This is a genomic window from Planctomonas sp. JC2975 (genome assembly GCF_012985205.1).
Taxonomy (GTDB): domain Bacteria; phylum Actinomycetota; class Actinomycetes; order Actinomycetales; family Microbacteriaceae; genus Humibacter.
In genome coordinates this window covers 1,492,177-1,509,098 of the sequence record NZ_JABEKS010000001.1, presented here as the reverse complement: position 1 = coordinate 1,509,098, position 16,922 = coordinate 1,492,177, and the positions used below count along the sequence as shown (strand labels likewise).

Below are 16,922 nucleotides of genomic sequence, written 5' to 3'. Positions count from 1 at the left end.
ATCACCTCTGTGGTTGCAGCCCGCGGTAGACGGCGGTGCGCAGTTCGATGGCGTAGGGCTCGGTGGCGGGCATCCCGCTGGCGACGGCGACCGCGATCTCCGCTTCCCGGTCGTAGGGAACTCGCACGAACTCGATCTGTAGCTCTGGTCGGTCCGCCGCGGGCGTGAGGATGACGTAGGAGGCGGTCGTCTCGTCCAGTGCGTTGCCGACGCTGCCGACGTTGATGAGAGTTCTGCCGTCAACGGTTTTGGTGTACGCGCTGTGGATATCCCCGTAGCAGACCACGTTCGGGAGAGGACCTTCCCCGGTCAGTTCCGTGTTCAGGAACATGGCGTCGAATTCGGGATCCGTGTGCCACGGCTGTAGACGCTCGTGGCCGAGGCGTGGAACATCCGAATGCGATGGTCGCCGAGCGCGAGGTCGTGAGACTCGGGCAGCGATCCCAGCCAGTGCCGGTCGTCGGCGCTGAGCTCCGTCGCCCACCATTGCATTTCTGGAAGGTCTGTCAGATCGCGGGTGCCGAGCATGTCATCCCAGTTCCCGCGGACGGTGACGGTGCACCGCTCGCGACTGAGTCGGACGGCCTCCGATCCGCGCGGTCCTTTGCCCGCCACATCGCCCAGGTTGTAGACCGAGCGGATGCCGCGGGAAGCGATGTCCGCCAGCACGGCTTCGAAAGCCGTCACGTTTCCATGGACGTCCGAGAGGAGCGCTACCTGCGAAATCGGCACCCAGTGATTCTCTTCGAGCGAGCTGCGCAACGAAAGCGGACGCGCGAAGTGCGACTCGAATCCGCGGACTGGTGTCCGCCATCTCGACGTTGCCGACGACGAGGCTCGGTTTCATTGCCGAGTCGGCGTGGGCGTGGGCGCATGGATCTTCGCGACACCAGGACTCGACTCGGGAAAGGAAGAACCATGCGGCGAACGACTGCTCAGCCCATCGTCTTCTCGACCTCTCTGGAGCAGTCCTGTGTCGTTTGTTTCTTCGCCCACGCCTCGGGGGCACGCGGTCACCGCGAACTGGGGCATCGTCGCGCATGTTGATGCCGGCAAGACGAGCCTGACCGAAAGGCTCCTGTTCAGTTCCGGCGCCATCGACGCGCTCGGCAGCGTCGACGCCGGAACGTCGCTGACCGACTCGATGGACATCGAGCGGCGACGCGGCATCACGATACGCACCAACGTCGCATCATTCCTGCTCGATCGGCATGACGGCGACGCGCCCGCCCAGGTCAATCTGATCGACACCCCAGGGCATGCCGACTTCATCGCGGAGGTGGAACGCAGTCTCTCGGTGCTCGACGCGGCAGTGCTCGTCGTCAGCGCCGTCGAGGGAGTCCAGCCGCAGACCGTCGTGCTGTGGCGCGCTCTCACCCGCCTCCGCCTGCCCGTCGCCGTTTTCGTCAACAAGATCGACAGGCAGGGCGCGGATCCCGATCGCGTCGTGCGCGAACTGCGACGACGCCTCGCGGACCGCGATGGCACCAGTGTCGTGCCGTTCACGGAGGTCGGCGGCCTCGGCACGAAGGATGCAGCGGTCGCAGAGCTCGAGCTGTCCCGCGACGAGGTGCGGGAGCGGCTCGCCGAGCACGACGCATCCCTCCTCGACGACTTCGTGAACTCGCGGACGACGTCTCGTGAGCGGGCGCGCGCGGCGTTCCGATCGGAGTGGGCCGCCCGCGACGTGGTGCCGGTCGTCTTCGGCTCCGCGATGACGGGCGCCGGCATCCGTGAGCTGATGTCGGTGATGGCCGAGTTCCCCGTCGGTTCGCCCCACGCTGACACCGATCCGCTGTCGGCGCGCGTGTTCAAGATCGAGAACGACGAGCGGGGTCGCATCGTCTGGGCGCGCGTGTTCGGCGGACTCCTTCGCGAACGGGATCGGGTGGACGACGAAGGCGTGCGCTCATTGGTCTCATGGCTCGAGGTGAGCGCGCCGTCCGGCGTCCGCCCGCCAGAGGCTGCACGGGCGGGAGACGTCGTGCGGATGCGCGGGCTGACCCGCGCACGCATCGGCGACTGGCTGGGAACCACGAGCGCTTCGCGGCCGTCCGTGCGCTTCGCCGCACCCACGCTCGAGTCCGTCGTCGATCCCGTGCATACCGCGGAACGCGGTGCCATGTTCGCAGCGCTGTCGACGTTGGCCGAGCAGGATCCCCTGATCGCGCTGCGCGTTGACGACGATCGCGCTGAAGTGGCCGTCACCCTGTTCGGCGACGTGCAGAAGGAGGTCATCGCCGCGCTCCTCGACGAGCAGTTCGGCATCGCCGTCGTGTTCCGTCCCACCACCACGCGCCAGATCGAGCGGATCTCGAACATCGGGTCTGCCCACGCGATCATGAGCGAGCACACCACCGGATACCTCGCCACGCTCGGGTTCATCGTGGCGCCGGGCGAGATCGGGACGGGCCTCACGGTCGAGTTGGCCGTTGAGCGCGGATCCATGCCGCCGGCCTTCTTCTCTGCGACACGTGAAGGCATCGAGGCCGGCCTCGCGCAGGGTCGATACGGATGGCCGATCCCCGACGCGCACGTCACCATCACGCACACCGGATACGCGCCGCGGCAGAGCCACTCCCACCAGAAGTTCAACAAGGGCATGTCGTCGGTGGGCGCGGACTTCCGCCTGCTCGCGCCCATGCTCATCCATCGGGCGCTCGCACAGGCGGGCACCATCGTGTGCGAGCCGGTGGACGCCTTCACCGTGGACACGGGGGCCGACGCGGCTGATGCGGTCATCGCGCTCCTGCGACGCAATGAGGGCATCATCCGTTCCATGGAACCCGAGCACGACCGGGTCGCGCTGGCCGGCACGGTACCCGCGCGGATGGCACGAACGCTGGCCGTCGCGCTCCCCGACCTGACGCGCGGCGAGGCCGTGCTCGCCCTCGAACACGACCACTACCGGCCGGTGACCGGGCCGCCGCCGACCCGTGAACGCCACGGGATGGATCCACTCGACAGCGAATTGTGGGAGCGGGCGAACCCCCGATGAGCGGGCGGACAGTGGCGTCACAGGAGGTTGAAATGGCGTTCTCTGTGGATTGTCTGAAGGCGCGTAACATGTCCTCTGACATCGGGGGAGTCATGAGCCAAGGGATTCGTGCGGCCGCAGCCGTCTTGACAATCGGTGGAATCGTTCTTCTCGCCGCCGTTTTCTCAGGGCCGGGGGCCACTGCGGCGCCGGGTGCGAACGTCATCGATGCGCTGACCTCGACGGCGAATGCCGACAGTGGCAACGGGTGGGCGATCGATCCGGCGAATCCTGGCGGCGGTGGTGTCGAGCAGCTGGTGGAGGGACCCGCGACCCCGCCGAGCGGTCGGGGGAGTCTCCAGCTGACGACGCCGACGTCGGCTGACCGCGCCCAGGTTTACACCAATCCGGCCGGCGCCGTTCCATCGCCATGGGACACCTTGCTGGGCGCGAGCTTCTCCACGTTCACGTTCGCCACCTCGGGCGTCGCAAGCAGCCTCCCCGTCATGCGTTTCGCTGGGTGGCAGGTGGGCACGACGGCTGGAACGTTCACCACGGTGAGCTTCGGCGAGCCCGGTAACGGCACCGCCGCCAGCGGTCAGTGGCAGACCTGGACTCTGAGTGCCGACTCCATCGTGTTCCAGTCCAATGCGGGGGACGGAGGCTTCTGCGTGCAGGCAACGCCGTGCACCTTCGGCGATTTCGCGGCCCGCTATCCGACCGGCGTGTGGGGTCAGGTCCAGGTGGGCCTCGGCAGTGGTGCGGCCCCTGGAGCGACCGGATACGCCGACGCGGTTTCGGTGACGCATGGCACCACCGCGTTCTCCTACGATTTCGAAGTCTCCGCCGCGGAGAACTCGACGGCATCCGTGCAGCAAGGATCGGCCAGCAGTACCGGAGGGCAGGCGGTGGTGACGCTCAATGCGTCATCGGTCGCAGCCGGCCCTGTCACCTTCACGATCACGGCAGCACTTCCGGACGGGACGACGCAGACCACCCAGCAGTCGGTCCCGGCCGGCGAGACCGCAACGGTGGACGTCGACGTGCCGTTCGGTGCCACCAGCGTGTCCGTGACGGCCCAATCGGTGAGCATCGCCACGGGAACCGTCAGCTTCACGGCTCCCGCGGCAGACACGACTGCGCCGACGCCCACTCCGGCCGAGGCATCTTCGGAACTCGCAGCAACCGGCAGTTCGGTGCCTCCGCTGTGGCCGGTGGTGCTCGTCGTCGCCGTTGGAGCGAGCCTTCTCACCGGAGCAACAGTTCGGCGGCGCCGCGCTGGCCGGCAAAACGGATAGAGACGTCACCAGTCGAGCTACTGCGCGGCCGCCCTCAGAACGCGGCGGCCCCGGCTTCGGCGACCGTCTGGTCCTGCTCGCCCGAGCCTCCACTGACTCCGACGGCACCGACCACGCGGCCGTCGCGCACCAGTGGCACGCCGCCGGCGAAGATGGCGACGCGGCCGTGGTTGGTGGCGTGGATGCCGAAGAACTGCTGGGTGGGCTGCGAGTTGTCGCCGAGGTCTTTGGTGGAGATGTCGAACGCACGTGACGTCCACGCTTTGCTGATCGAGATCTCGACGCTGCCGATCCACGCGCCGTCCTGGCGCTCGTGCGCGACGAGGTTGCCGCCGGCGTCCACGACGGCGACGTTCATGGGCTGGCCGATCTCGTCGGCGCGCGCTTCGGCGGCGGCGATGACGCGGCGAGCGTCTTCCAGAGTGACGGACATGAGTGTTCCTTTCATCGGGGATGACCGGATGCCGCGAGCACGGGCATCCGGAATCGATTCAGCGAATCCCTACGCGGCCTTGATGTAGCCGTTGGGGTTGAGCACGTACTTGCGTGCGGCACCCTTGTCGAAGTCGGCGTACCCCTGCGGCGCCTGCTCGAGCGGAATGGGCGTGGCGTTGACCGCCTTCGCGATCTGCACCTTGTCGTGCAGGATCGCCTCCATGAGCTGCCGGTTGTATCGCATGACAGGGCACTGACCCGTGGTGAACGACAGCGACTTCGCCCAGCCGAGGCCCAGTCGCAGCGACAGGGATCCGGTCTTGGCCGCCTCGTCGATGCCTCCGGGGTCGCCCGTGACGTAGAGCCCCGGAATGCCGAGCGCTCCGCCGGCCGCGGTGAGGCCCATGAGGTCGTTGAGCACGGTCGCCGGCGCCTCGTGCGAGGAGTCCGCACCGTGACCCTTCGCCTCGAATCCGACCGCGTCGACGCCGGCGTCGACCTCGGGGACTCCGAGAATCTGCTCGAGCTGATCCCGGGGATCGCCCTTCGACACGTCGACGGTCTCGCATCCGAATGAGCGCGCCTGCGCCAGACGTTCGGCGTTGAGGTCGCCGACGATCACGACGGCAGCTCCCAGGAGCTGGGCTCCGGCCGCTGCGGCGAGCCCGACCGGCCCGGCGCCGGCGATGTAGACGCTCGAGCCGGGGCGCACGCCTGCGGTGAACGCGCCATGGAATCCGGTGGGGAAGATGTCAGACAGCATCGTCAGGTCGAGGATCTTCTCCAGTGCCTGGTCGCGGTCCGGGAACTTCAGCAGGTTCCAGTCGGCGTAGGGCACGAGCACGTACTCGGCCTGTCCTCCGACCCATCCGCCCATGTCGACGTAGCCGTAAGCACTCCCCGGCCGATCCGGATTGACGTTGAGGCAGATGCCGGTCTTGCCTTCCTTGCAGTTGCGGCAGCGGCCGCACGAGATGTTGAACGGCACCGAGCAGATGTCTCCGACCTTGATGAATTCCACGCCGGGACCGACCTCGACGACCTCGCCGGTGATCTCGTGTCCGAGCACGAGCCCGGCCGGCGCCGTGGTGCGCCCTCGCACCATGTGCTGATCCGAGCCGCAGATGTTCGTCGACACGGTGCGCAGAATGGCTCCGTGCGGAACCTTGCGGCCCACGTTCGCGGGATTCACCCCCGGTCCGTCCTTCAATTCGAACTCGGGGTACGGGGTGTCCTCGACCTCGACCACACCCGGTCCCTTGTACACGACGGCCCTATTGCCTGACATCGTCGTCCTCCACCGTTCTGCCGCTTCGCGACCGGCATCGCCGCCGCCCGCTGTGATCGAGCTTCTGCGATGTGCCGCTGCGCGGCCACCATTCCTGAGGACCGTTCCGCCCACCCGAACGGGTGGGCGATCCAGGTGCAGCGCGACGGCCTAGGGTGGGAATCGTGACCGACGGGGGTGGGTCCTGCACCGAAAAGACGCTGCGCGATCTCGTCACCGTGGTCAGCGCGCCCGCTTACGCGCTGGCCGACCGGCTCTCGTCGTCGCTCGTCGGGTTCGTTGCGCACGATGCGCTCCTGATCCTCGCAGCCGACACCTCGGGCGCCGCGCGACGCGGCTCGGGTGATCGGGCGTTCATCGACGGCGTGTCGTTCCTCGATCTGGATGAGCTTCGCCGGGTGCTCCCGCCAGGATCCGCCAGGCGCGGCGAACTCGAGGTCGACGGCGAGCACGTGCCGACGTTCGAGGCGCTCTCGCGCAACGGGGCTCTGCTCGTGATGGCGCATCCGGGCCCGCCGCGCGATACCGATGGGATCGTGCTTCAGGCGTGGAACCTGGTCGCGATGCGCGTTCAGCAACTCGCGGATGCCGCCCCTCCCGACTATCTGCAGCGCGCACGTGCGGCATCCGGCGAGCGCATGGAGGCGCTGAGCGAGCTCGCCGACGAGTACTCGACCACGCTCGAATCCGTGCTCGCCGCACTGCGGTCATCCGCACTCGACGACCAGGCGGCACGCACGACGGCGACGGGCATCGCCGCGCAGGGGATGGTGCACCTGCGCACGGCCAGCGACCGCGTGCGCACTTTCACCGAGGAGCCCGTGACGACGGCGTTCGAGCGGCTTCGCGACGACCTGCGCCCGCTCGTCAAGTACCGAGAGCTCGACGTTCAGTTCGTGGAACCGCCTGCGGATGGGCGCCCGCTGCCGAGCGAGGTCGCTCACGGAGCGCGGGCCGTCGTTCGCGGGTCCATCCTCGCGCTCGTCGACCGGCCAGAGGTCGGCAGGGTTCGGGTGCAGTGGGGATGCGACGGTACGAACCTGCTCATCGACATGCGCGACGACGGGCCGGGCGACTTCACCGACGCCTCGACGCAGCTGCAGCTCGTGCGCCAGCGCGTTCACGCGCTCAACGGTCAGCTCGAGATCGAGGCGACTCCGGGTTGGGGAACGGAGGTGTCGATCGTCATCCCGCTGGATCCACCGCACGCGACGGCGGCGCTCGCCGCAGCGTGGCAACTGCGCCCACGTGAAGTGGACGTGCTGAAGCTGCTCGCGGCAGGCAGGCGGAACAGGGCGATCGCCGGCGAACTCGGCATCAGCGAGAACACCGTGAAGTTCCACGTCGCCGCGATCTACCGCAAGCTCGGGGTCACCTCGCGCGCCGAGGCGGCATCCGTGTTCCTGGCGCAGCCGGCAGGCATCTGACCCGCACGCGGCGTCCGCGTCGCGCGAGCGGATGCCTCAGAAGCGGTGGCGGGTCTGCCCGAAGTTCCCCTTCGCCTGCGCAAACACCTTGGTGGGTGTCACCTTGAACACCTCGCTCTCGACGCCGTCATTGCTGCCGGCGTCGTGCTGCGCGAAGTGGCCGTTCTCGACGGAGTAGTGCCAGCTGTCGCCGTCCCACTTGCCGCCGAATGCTGCTGCGACGCGGGTGAGCTCGATCTCGTCGTGGAGCGGCACCGCCTTCCCCTCGACGATCGCGTCGACGCCCCCGTTCCAGGTCGCGTTCCCTGTCGTGACGACGACGTAGGGGTTCGCCTGCAGGTTGCGGTACTTCTGCTCATGGAATCCGGTGGTGAAATACAGGGCGCCGTCCAGCCACACGGCCACGAGCGGGGTGACGTGGGGGCGGCCGTCGGCACGGACCGTCGAGATCCACGACATCTGGGCGTCGAGCAGGATCTGCTCGGTGTCGGCCCAGCTCGTCGGCCGCGCCTGCGGCATGCTGAATCGGCGGTCGATGGTGGTGATGGGTTCGGTCATGGAACACCTCCACTCAATGGTCGTCTCACACCCGGGGAATCCGACAGTCCCCTAGTCGCCCGAGCTGCTGACTCTGTTCTGGTCGCGCGCGCGGGAACACGACCTTCACCAGACGGCACCCCGCTTCGACAGCACGGCTCAGGCCTGCTCGGCGCCCCAGCGTTGGAGCGCGACGATCGCTTCGCTCAAGGCGAGTCCGCGATCCGTCAGGGCATAGGCGCGGGTGTTGTGCTTGAGCGGCAGGCGAGACAGTACACCGGCCTCTTCCAGCTCTCGCAGACGGGTCGCGAGCACGCTCATCGGCACGCCGAGGTCGCGCTGCAGGTCGCCGTAACGCTGCGGGCCGTCGAGCAGCCGCTCTACCAGGAGCAGCGCCCACCGTGCTCCGACGATATCGAGGGCTGCGGCGAGGTCGCTCACGCGGTCGGAGCGGCGTCCGGCTTCATCCAGAACGGCGAATAGTGGTAGCCGTCGGGGTCGTCGAACTGACGCTGATACATGAAGGGGTAGTCGTCGGTGTCGCCGATCCGCCCGCCTGCGGCTCCGGCACGCTCGACGAGGTCGTCGACAGCCTCGCGGCTGTCGAGGTCGAAGGAAACCGTGACCTTGGAAGGCGTGTCGGGTCCTCCGACCAGCTCCTCGACGCCGCCGACGCTCGCGTACATGGCGCGGCTGCCGAGCATGACGTACTGCTCGGGTGCGATCGTGAAGCACGACACGTTGTGATCGGACATTTCCGCGTTGAAGCTCCATCCGAGCGCGGTGTAGAAGGCGGTCGCGCGCTCGACGCTCTCGACGGGACAGGTGATGAAAAGGCTCATGGAGGCAACACTTTCAAAATCGAAGTGTAGCGTCAAGCCCCGGGAGCGAACTCCTCAGGTCCGTCGGCGGCGAGCCAGCAGGACGAGCGCCAATCCGCCAAGGGTGACGATCAGGGCCGGGATCCACGGAACGTCGGATCCGGTGCTCGGGAGCATTCCGCTCGGCGGGACGGGAGGCGCCGCCTGGTCGGTGTTCGTGATCGTGCACGTCACATCCGCCTCGTACGCGATCGTGAGCGCGGTGCCGCTGATGTCGCCGCCGGTGCACGTCCACGCCGACGCCGAGTATCCGGAAGGGCCGGACTCCGAGAGCGTGTACGTTCCGGCGACCACGGGAGCATTCGTCACGGCGTCCGTCCCTGTGGTGCCGCTGATGGTGGACGGCCCGGTGGCCGAAAGCGTCCAGTCGGACGCGGTGGCCGTCCCACCGTGTTCGTTGTGCACCTCTTTCACGAGCGTGAGGTGGGCCGGCCGGTCGACGTTCTCGAAGGTGCACACGCCGTACTGGTTCTGCTGCAGCGTGATCGTGTCGCCAGGCAGTGCGCGCAGGACCGGATCGGTGCCGATGGTGCAGTCCAGAGCCGAGAGGTCGTATCCGTCGGGTCCGGACTCGCTCAGGGTGTACGGCTGTCCGGGACGCAGCCAGACCACTTCTCCCGTGGAGGAGCCGGTGACGCTCTGCGATGTCAGTCCGAAGTCGTTGTCGCCCGGGTCGGCGGTGAGCGTCCAGTCACCGGGCGCGGCGGATCCGCCGTGGGTGTTCTGAACCGTCTTGACCAAGGTCAGTTGAGCGCTCTCGTTCCGCGCCTGGCATTGCACGTCGAATCCCGGCGGGATCGTCACCCCGCCGTTCAGGCCGTCGCTGAAGCCTGCGATGATCTCTCCCGTGGCGGGATCGATCTGATTGCAGAACCAGCTGACCGTCGAGCCGGGAACCGGAATCGCATTCGGATCGGCCACTTGTGTGTAGCGGGGGTCGCCGAGGCTCTCGGAGAGCGCATACGTGGCGCTGGGCGTCACGGTTGCTTCGACACCGCTGACACCCGACGGGCCGGGGAGCGCGCCGTCGGGTGCTGCGGCGTTCAACGTCCAGTCGGTGGCCGCGGCAGGTCCGTTGAGAACATCTTTGTAGAGGGTGAGGTGTGCCGGGCAGGTCACGACGTTGGTGATCTCGTAGGTGTTGGCACCCGGCTGCAAGGTCGCGGTGAAGGGCAGTGCCGCGCTTGTCGTGATGCCGTTCGCCGTCGTCAACAATTCGCTGTCGATCGTGCAGAGCGAGGTCTCCGCCACCGCCGCATTCTCGGTGATCGCCGCGGAATCCCCTGCGGAGAAGCCCGTCTGCACCGTCGACCAATCCGCAGACGAGCCGTCGATGAGCAGGCTCGTGGTCAGCTCTGCCGGCTGTTGTCCCTCGGGGAACGTGACTCCGTCGACCACCCACTGTTTCGACACGAGCAACGTTGCCGGCGGCACCGGTGCGAGGTTGTAGACAACGCAACTGACCGGGAAGTCGGATGCCGCGTTCACCGTGAATCCGTCGCCCACGTTCGTGATGGGCACGCCGGCGCCGGTGTCTATTCGGGTGCAGACGGCGTTGTCCCCATTGATGGTGTGCAAGGAGAATCCGGCCTGCTGGGTCTCGCTCACATTCACCGCTGCTGTCGTGGTTCCCGTGAAGGTCAGTGCGAAGTTCACGGCGCCGGTGCCGTCGGCCGTCACGCCGCTGGCGGGGTTGATGGTCACACCGGTCGTGGTCGTCGAGGCGCCGAACGTCCAGCCGCCCGCCGGCTGTGCTCCCGCGATGGAGTTCACCGGAGTACCCGGCGGCACGACCTGCTTCACGATGGTCAGGCTGCCCGCGCAGCTGCCCAGTGCGAGCGCACGCAGCGCGGCGCCCGCAGCGCCGTAGTCCGTTGCCTGGTAGTAGTCGCTGTCGAGCGTCGGACCGGAGATGGCGCGGAGGTTGTCCGGAGAGCCGGAGACGCCAGCGCCGACCCCCATCGCGACGATGCGGCTTCCTGACGCCTTGACGGCATTGGCGGAGAAGATTCCGTTCTCGACCTCACGGAAGCGGGTGCGGTTCCCAGGTCCCTGAACAGGGTTCCCGTAGTATGTCGGGTTGCCGTCGGTGATCATCACGACGACGTCGTAGTGCTGCGAGGCGCTCGCGACGGCCTGGAATGCCTGGTCCCAATTCGTGCCGCCGTCTGCGCCCCCTGGAAGTGCCCACCCGTTGATCAGGCCGTCGACCGTGGCCGCCCCGGCCGGGGTCGAGACGGGCATCAGACCGGGTTGGTTGACGTTCGCGGCACCCGCGGCTGGAGCGTTCGTGGCGAACGTGAAGAGCGACACCGTCGACGGCGTGCCCGTGAGCGACCCGACCAGAGTGGTGGCCGCGCCCTTCAGGTTGACCAGGTCTGTCGCTGTCACGGAGTTGGAGAGGTCGGCGATGATGGCGACGCTGAGGCCGCACTGAGCCGGGAGCACCGGGTTGTTGCGGCTGTCCTGCCAGATGCCGCCCGATGCGGTGTCCGTCGTGTTGCCGGTGCTGATCATGAAGTTGGACAGTGACGTGTACGTCGTGCCGGCGCGCAACTGCGTCCCCGTCTGGAATGAGTAGCTCGACGACGCCGGGGTCGTCCCGATCGCGAGCGTGGAATTCATGTAGTACCCAGTAGGCGCACTGATCTGCCGCACTGTGTAGCGGACATCGCGATTCGCTCCGCCGACCTCAGTATTCGGAACGGTGATGCTGCAGTCGCCGTCGGCATCCGACGTGCACGTGAACAAAGGCGTCGTCGAGGTCGCGGAACTGTAGAACCCGAGCACGGCGCCCGCCAGGTTGCTCACGGCGCTCGTACCGCTGCGATCAGAGCCCACCTTCACGGTGATGACGGCGTTGTTGCCCGTGGCGGGAGGCACCGCGGCCTCCGCTGCAGGTGCGATCGGCACGACCGTGACGGCGAGAACCGCCACGACGACGGCGAGGATCCAGAGTCGGCGCACGCTTCCCCCCGAAACGTCCCTGCTGTGCCAGTCCGACGTCGGTCGTTGTCCATCGATCGGGCGCAGTTGCGAAAATAGTACGGCTCAGCGTCGCAACTCGAAAGGTAGTGAGTCGATCGAGGTCGTCATCCGGCCGCAACAGGATGCTGGTGCAACAGGTCGCATTCCCCTGCCTCGACCCCTCGCCCGAGGATCGGATCGCACACACCGGGGGGCGGTGGTCATGGGCATGGCGGGATCCGAGAAAACTCGGCTTCGTGGGGAACTTCGTCCTGGTTATCGCGGACGCGATCGTCGGGGCAGCTGTCGGCGTGCTCGCCGTCTACGTCGTCGTGCGCAGCCTCATCGCCTGAAGCCACCGTCCACGGAGAACAGTGGCAGCTTTGCCACCCGTCGTGATGTCATGGGCGCACGGGGATCATCCGATCGTCCGTGATCCACAGGACCCGCCGCATGGCGCCTCGGATGGCGTCGATGTCGCGGCCGGAGTGGAACCGTCGAGTGGGCGAATGGGGTCAGCCGTGTCCGATGCAGTCCTTCCAACTCCGATTCAGAGGTTCATCGACGCGACGAATCGTGGCGATACGGAGGCGTTCGTCGCGTCGTTCACCGAGGACGCATACCTGAATGACTGGGGTCGCGAGTTCGAGGGCCGAAGCGGGGTCCGCTCGTGGGATTCGACGGACAACATCGGCGTCCGGGCGCACTTCGATCCGGTGAGTGCTCACCCAGGCGATCAGGACGGCGAGTACGTCGTCACGTTGACCGTGACCGGCGATGGCTTCAACGGGACAGGTCCGTTCCTGTTCACCATCCGCGATGGCCTCATCTCCCGACTCGTGATCAGCTGATCCGACCGGGGTCCACCAGCGCCGCGATCGTGACCGCGATCCTGTTGCGGCATCACGGGAGCGGATACTCTCCGGTATGAGCCCACCGGGACGCCCGTCACGGTGGCGCGGTTCCAGGGGTGAGGCGACCGGATGAGGGCACCTGTCTTCGGCGACCGGGATCCATCGCGCGCGCACTGGATGGAACTGTTCTTCGACCTGGTCTTCGTCGCGCTGTTCGCGTCGGTGTGGTGGTCCTGGGTGAATCTGACGTTCGTCGTGAACGTGTCCCCGGAGTTGAGCGGTAGACGGCTCTCTGTGTTGATGCTGATCGCAATGTTCGCCGTCGGGGCGCTCGCACTCGCGGCGCCGGAGGCGATCGGCGATCGCGCGTGGCTGTTCGCTGCAGGGAATGCCTTGCTGCGCATCCTGCTCCTCGCGGTATGGATCCGGATGTCGTGGGCGAACGGGACAGCCTCGCGAATCCGCATCCTGGCCTACAACGGTGCGACGGCCGTGCTCTGGCTGGTCTCGATCGTCCTTCCCGCCCCGGCGAACTATGTCCTGTGGGCGCTGGCCATCGTGATCGAGATCCTGCTTCTCACCTTGACCTCGGGCAGTTGGTCATCTCTGGCGCTCGACCGGCTGAACGTCGAACATCTCTCCGAGCGGTTCGGGCTTCTGGTCATCATCGTTCTCGGCGAGTCGGTGCTCAGCATCGTCGCCGCGGTCAGCGCGACCTGGACGCTCGCGGCCGGCCTGGTCGGGGTCCTCGGCCTGATGATCACCTCGGGGCTCGCGTGGTCGTTCTTCCTCTACGGGGTGGACGTGATGCGCAGCGGATTGGAACGGCTGCTGGCGGCAGGCGATGCGCGCACGATCCGTGACACCGTCGCCTTCCTGCCGTTCATGCTGTTGGCGGGCGTGACCGCGCTGTCCGGCGCGCTCGCCGAGGCGATCGCGCATCCTGGCGAACCGCTGCCTCTCGTTCTCGCTGTGTGTCTCGGCGGCGGCATCTCACTGTTCTTCCTCACGAACGCGATCATTGCGCGCCGGTTCGGCGATGCCTGGCGGTCGGTGCTGCGTTGGGCGGTGCCGGCGGTTGTGCTCCCCCTTCTCGTGATCATCGTCGGTGTCGTCATTCCGGCAGCGGCGGCCGTCGCGTGCGCCACGGCGATTCTGGCCTTCGTGGTCGTCTCGGCCGAGGTCAGCGCGCGGCGCCGCGCCACCGCTGGCTAGCCGTGCGGGATCCCGCGGTCGCGGCGCGAGGGATCACCACAGGCCGACATCCGGTCGCAGCGCGTCCGCCGGCATCCTGCCGGGCGGTGCGGTCGAAGCTCACTCCGTCCGTGCGGCGTGGTTCCGGATGAGGTCGCGACGGAGGCTCCGACGCCTCGTCTCGATCGCCGTTTCACCGCCGGGCGGCGGTCCCTCGCTGGAGTTCGCGATCGGGACCGGACGGGTGGGCGTCCCATTGCGCGAGCGGGGCGTGCTGGTGGCGGGCATCGAACTGTCGGAGCCCATGCTCGCAGTGCTGCGCTCGAAGGCCGACGAGGGCACGATCCCGGTCGTCGTGGGCGACATGGCGACCGCGACCGCCCCTGGAGTCGGCGGCCTCACGCTCGTCTACCTCGTCTACAACACGCTCTCGAACCTGCTGACGCAAGACGAGCAGATCGAATGCTTCGCAACGCGGCCCACCATCTCGCGCCAGGCGGGCGCTTCGTGATCGAGCTGGGGGTGCCGGAGCTCAGGCTGCTCCCGCCGACCGCCGTCGCGGCGCCGTTCGAGGTGAGTGAACGGCACCTGGGCTTCGACACCTACGACCTCGTTCAGCAGCAGGTCGTCTCCCACCACCATCTCCGTGAGGGCGACCGGTTCCGGTACAGCTCCGGCACCTTCCGGTACGCCTGGCCGGCCGAGCTCGACCTGATGGCGAGGATCGCCGGTCTGCACCTCGAGGCGCGGTACGCGGGCTGGGATCGCAGCCCGTTCACCGACGAGAGTCGGAGCCACGTGTCCGTCTGGCGCAAGCCGATGAACGGTCGCACCGAGGTGTCCTGAGCGCGGCCACCGAAAGGGGTCGCGCAATCCGGCACGAGCCTGCGAGCATGAGCGCATGGCCGACGACGAACCTCCGCAGGCAGCCGCAGACGACTCGGACAGCGCTGCCGAGGCCGAGGCGGAGGCGGAGGCTCTCGCGATGGCCGAGATCGCCGATGATCCGGCCTACGGCGAGGAACTCATCCGACAGAACAACCGCACGTATGCGGCGCTGGTCGGCGCGGGTCTCATCCTGATCCAGCCGTTCGTCGGTTCCGCCCGCCTGGATGCCGCGGGTCTCGTGTGCGTGATCGGGTTCGCAGTCGCGATCCCCCTCCTGGCCGGGCTGATCCTGCTCAACGCACAGGAGTCGTTCCGCCACCGCACCACACGATCGATGATGGTGACCGTCGCGCAGCAGGCGGCACTGGGAGCCGCCTTCATCGGCGTGGCCGGGGCCTTCTGGCACATCGAATGGATCGCCGGGGTCGTCGTGATCGTTGCTGCGGCCGCTGCGATCGCGGTGCACTCCGTCGGCTGGACGCGCCTCGAGCGCGACTCGGCGAAGGCGGCGCGCCCGGGCCAGGGCTGACCGCCGGCACGCATCCGGCGCATCGCACTCCGAGGTGGGCGCTGCACGGCGCGGCCCTTCGGCGTCGGTGGTCCCAGACATGCTGGGGTCATGCCGCTCTCGGTTGCGGACCGCGAGGAGTTCCTCGCCCAGCCGCATGTCGCCGCCGTGTCCGTCGCTGCCGGACCGGATCGCGGGCCGTTGATCGTCCCGATCTGGTACCACTACGTGCCGAGGGGTCCGCTGTGGATATCCACCCGTCCCGACTCCCGAAAGGGTCGGCTCATCTCCGCGGCGGGCCGATTCTCGCTGCTCGTCCATCGGATCGCACCGACGACGCGGTACGTCTCCGTCGAAGGAGCGGTCACGACGATGCGACCCGCGACGGATGACGACCTCCGCGTCATCGCGAGCCGGTACCTCCCTGCCGACAGGGTCGAGCCGTACGTCGACTTCGCCAGGGGCGAGTATCGGATCGAGCTCGCGCCAGAGCACTGGTTGTCGTCGGACCTCGGCGCACCGTAGGCACCGTCGGGCCGCGCTTCTGCGTTCAACGGCGGAGCCGGGTGGCGTGCCACGCGGTGTTTCGACGACGGGCGACACGGATTTCCATGGTGCGAGGTGGGTGCGCGGGCTTACGGTATCCGCAGGGTGCCGCGTTGTGAGCGGCCACAATGGGGGAGACGACATGGCTGATCAGCCGTACACGGCTATTGCCGCGCAATACGCGAGCGAAGACGAAGCGGTGACGGACTTCGACGCTCTGCACGAGTTCTACAAGGGTCTGGGCAAGCACACCGCATTCGACGCCGCTGTCGTGGTGCGTGACCTGGAAGGCAAGGTGTCCATTCCGAAGCGCGACGACAAGGCGAAGCACCACGGTGGGCGGAAGGGGCTGGCCATCGGCCTCGCCAGCGGAGTCGTCGTGGCTCTGTTCCCGGCCGTCGCACTCGGCGGCGCGCTCCTGGCCGGCGGCGGTGCCGGGGCCGGCATCGGAGCACTGGCCGGACACATCTCGAACAACTCGTCGGCGGAGAGTCTCAAGAAGATCAGTGAGACCCTTCACGCCGGCAGCGCGGGAATCGTGGTCGTGGTGGACCCAGCCGAGGCGGACGAGGTCGAGAAGCTGCTGACGCACGCGTCGAGCGTCACGCGCAAGGAGATCGCCGTCGACGACGAGAAGCTCGACGAAGAGGTGCAGGACGCCTACGAATAGGCCGGCAGAAAAGGGTGCCGGTCGAGTCGCCGTTCGACGACCCGGCCGGCACCCTTTTCACGGGCCGGCGTCACGAGGCCGGCGGAGCGGCAGTGGAACGCCGCAGAACAACACTCGCCGGCGTCGGATGGCGTTCGACGGGTTCCCCGGTCATCTGGGCCAGCAACTGGCGGAACGTGTCCCGGCCCTCTTCTTCAAGACTGAGGCGGATAGTCGTGAGCGGGGCCCTGGCAGACCAGTCGGGTAGACGTCCTGGTCGAGCAGGATGTCGGGATAGGGCTGGGAGTGTGAAGGGTTAGCCGCTGGAGGGTGTCGACCACGACGCGCGGTGCGAGGGACTGAGTACGGGTGGCCTCGCGTCGCGGCCGTTCGGGGATGATCGCGGTGTCATGATGAGGGACCATGCGGAATGAACGTCTGATCCCGAGACGAACCACGGAGTCCCGTACTGT

The 16,922-nt window shown here is 67.6% G+C and carries 18 protein-coding genes; 10 read left to right on the top strand and 8 right to left on the bottom strand.

The features are described from left to right. Nucleotide 1: 1 nt before the first annotated feature. Both HII28_RS20675 and HII28_RS20670 read right to left on the bottom strand, forming a co-directional pair. On the bottom strand, nt 2-331 hold the full coding sequence (locus tag HII28_RS20675; RefSeq protein WP_346769223.1) for a hypothetical protein: 330 nt from the start codon (nt 329-331) through the stop codon (nt 2-4). Then, nucleotides 322-687, bottom strand: coding sequence for a hypothetical protein (locus tag HII28_RS20670; RefSeq protein ID WP_346769222.1), 366 nt, complete (start codon nt 685-687; stop codon nt 322-324). Before HII28_RS20670 ends, HII28_RS20675 begins: the two co-directional genes overlap by 10 nt. Nucleotides 688-973: 286 nt before the next feature. Between HII28_RS20670 and HII28_RS06950 the strand changes: the two genes are divergently transcribed. Then, nucleotides 974-2,998: a TetM/TetW/TetO/TetS family tetracycline resistance ribosomal protection protein gene (locus HII28_RS06950; protein WP_170024731.1), complete on the top strand. Its 2,025-nt coding sequence runs from the start codon at nt 974-976 to the stop codon at nt 2,996-2,998. Nucleotides 2,999-3,066: 68 nt separating this feature from the next. Then, nucleotides 3,067-4,275, top strand: coding sequence for a hypothetical protein (locus HII28_RS06945; protein ID WP_170024730.1), 1,209 nt, complete (start codon nt 3,067-3,069; stop codon nt 4,273-4,275). 34 nt (nt 4,276-4,309) lie between these two features. On the opposite strand, the gene HII28_RS06940 is transcribed toward HII28_RS06945, so the two are convergent. Then, the gene (locus HII28_RS06940; protein ID WP_170024729.1) at nt 4,310-4,708 is read right to left on the bottom strand and encodes a heme-binding protein; all 399 of its coding nucleotides are present in this window, start codon (nt 4,706-4,708) and stop codon (nt 4,310-4,312) included. Between the two features lie 69 nt (nt 4,709-4,777). Beyond that, complete coding sequence (fdhA, locus tag HII28_RS06935; protein ID WP_170024728.1) at nt 4,778-5,998, bottom strand: formaldehyde dehydrogenase, glutathione-independent; 1,221 nt, start codon at nt 5,996-5,998, stop codon at nt 4,778-4,780. Nucleotides 5,999-6,162: 164 nt separating this feature from the next. Between fdhA and HII28_RS06930 the strand changes: the two genes are divergently transcribed. Continuing rightward, a complete protein-coding gene (locus tag HII28_RS06930; RefSeq protein WP_170024727.1) occupies nt 6,163-7,425 on the top strand; it encodes a LuxR C-terminal-related transcriptional regulator in 1,263 nt (420 codons plus the stop codon). Between the two features lie 36 nt (nt 7,426-7,461). Here the strand turns inward: HII28_RS06930 and HII28_RS06925 are convergent, their stop codons facing one another. The 4 genes from HII28_RS06925 to HII28_RS06910 form a co-directional block, all read right to left on the bottom strand. After that, nucleotides 7,462-7,983, bottom strand: coding sequence for a pyridoxamine 5'-phosphate oxidase family protein (locus HII28_RS06925; protein ID WP_170024726.1), 522 nt, complete (start codon nt 7,981-7,983; stop codon nt 7,462-7,464). Between the two features lie 138 nt (nt 7,984-8,121). Further along, nucleotides 8,122-8,403 carry a helix-turn-helix domain-containing protein gene (locus tag HII28_RS06920; RefSeq protein ID WP_170024725.1) on the bottom strand — a complete coding sequence of 94 codons (282 nt, stop codon included), beginning with the start codon at nt 8,401-8,403 and terminating at the stop codon, nt 8,122-8,124. Next, nucleotides 8,400-8,804, bottom strand: coding sequence for a VOC family protein (locus HII28_RS06915; protein WP_170024724.1), 405 nt, complete (start codon nt 8,802-8,804; stop codon nt 8,400-8,402). Before HII28_RS06915 ends, HII28_RS06920 begins: the two co-directional genes overlap by 4 nt. 54 nt (nt 8,805-8,858) lie before the next feature. Beyond that, nucleotides 8,859-11,810: a VWA domain-containing protein gene (locus HII28_RS06910; protein WP_170024723.1), complete on the bottom strand. Its 2,952-nt coding sequence runs from the start codon at nt 11,808-11,810 to the stop codon at nt 8,859-8,861. A 521-nt stretch (nt 11,811-12,331) separates the two neighbouring features. Here HII28_RS06910 and HII28_RS06905 point away from each other — a divergent pair. From HII28_RS06905 to HII28_RS06880, 7 genes are all read left to right on the top strand, one after another. After that, nucleotides 12,332-12,661, top strand: a complete 330-nt coding sequence (locus HII28_RS06905) for a nuclear transport factor 2 family protein (protein WP_170024722.1) — start codon at nt 12,332-12,334, stop codon at nt 12,659-12,661. A gap of 132 nt (nt 12,662-12,793) precedes the next feature. Beyond that, nucleotides 12,794-13,879 carry a low temperature requirement protein A gene (locus HII28_RS06900; RefSeq protein ID WP_170024721.1) on the top strand — a complete coding sequence of 362 codons (1,086 nt, stop codon included), beginning with the start codon at nt 12,794-12,796 and terminating at the stop codon, nt 13,877-13,879. Nucleotides 13,880-14,006: 127 nt separating this feature from the next. Beyond that, on the top strand, nt 14,007-14,369 hold the full coding sequence (locus HII28_RS20665; RefSeq protein WP_205864592.1) for a methyltransferase domain-containing protein: 363 nt from the start codon (nt 14,007-14,009) through the stop codon (nt 14,367-14,369). Further along, nucleotides 14,366-14,704, top strand: a complete 339-nt coding sequence (locus tag HII28_RS20660; protein ID WP_205864591.1) for a hypothetical protein — start codon at nt 14,366-14,368, stop codon at nt 14,702-14,704. Before HII28_RS20665 ends, HII28_RS20660 begins: the two co-directional genes overlap by 4 nt. Nucleotides 14,705-14,759: 55 nt before the next feature. Continuing rightward, nucleotides 14,760-15,275, top strand: a complete 516-nt coding sequence (locus HII28_RS06890) for a hypothetical protein (protein ID WP_170024720.1) — start codon at nt 14,760-14,762, stop codon at nt 15,273-15,275. 90 nt (nt 15,276-15,365) lie between these two features. Beyond that, nucleotides 15,366-15,779, top strand: a complete 414-nt coding sequence (locus HII28_RS06885; RefSeq protein WP_170024719.1) for a pyridoxamine 5'-phosphate oxidase family protein — start codon at nt 15,366-15,368, stop codon at nt 15,777-15,779. A 163-nt stretch (nt 15,780-15,942) separates the two neighbouring features. After that, nucleotides 15,943-16,470 carry a DUF1269 domain-containing protein gene (locus HII28_RS06880; protein ID WP_170024718.1) on the top strand — a complete coding sequence of 176 codons (528 nt, stop codon included), beginning with the start codon at nt 15,943-15,945 and terminating at the stop codon, nt 16,468-16,470. Nucleotides 16,471-16,922: the final 452 nt, after the last annotated feature.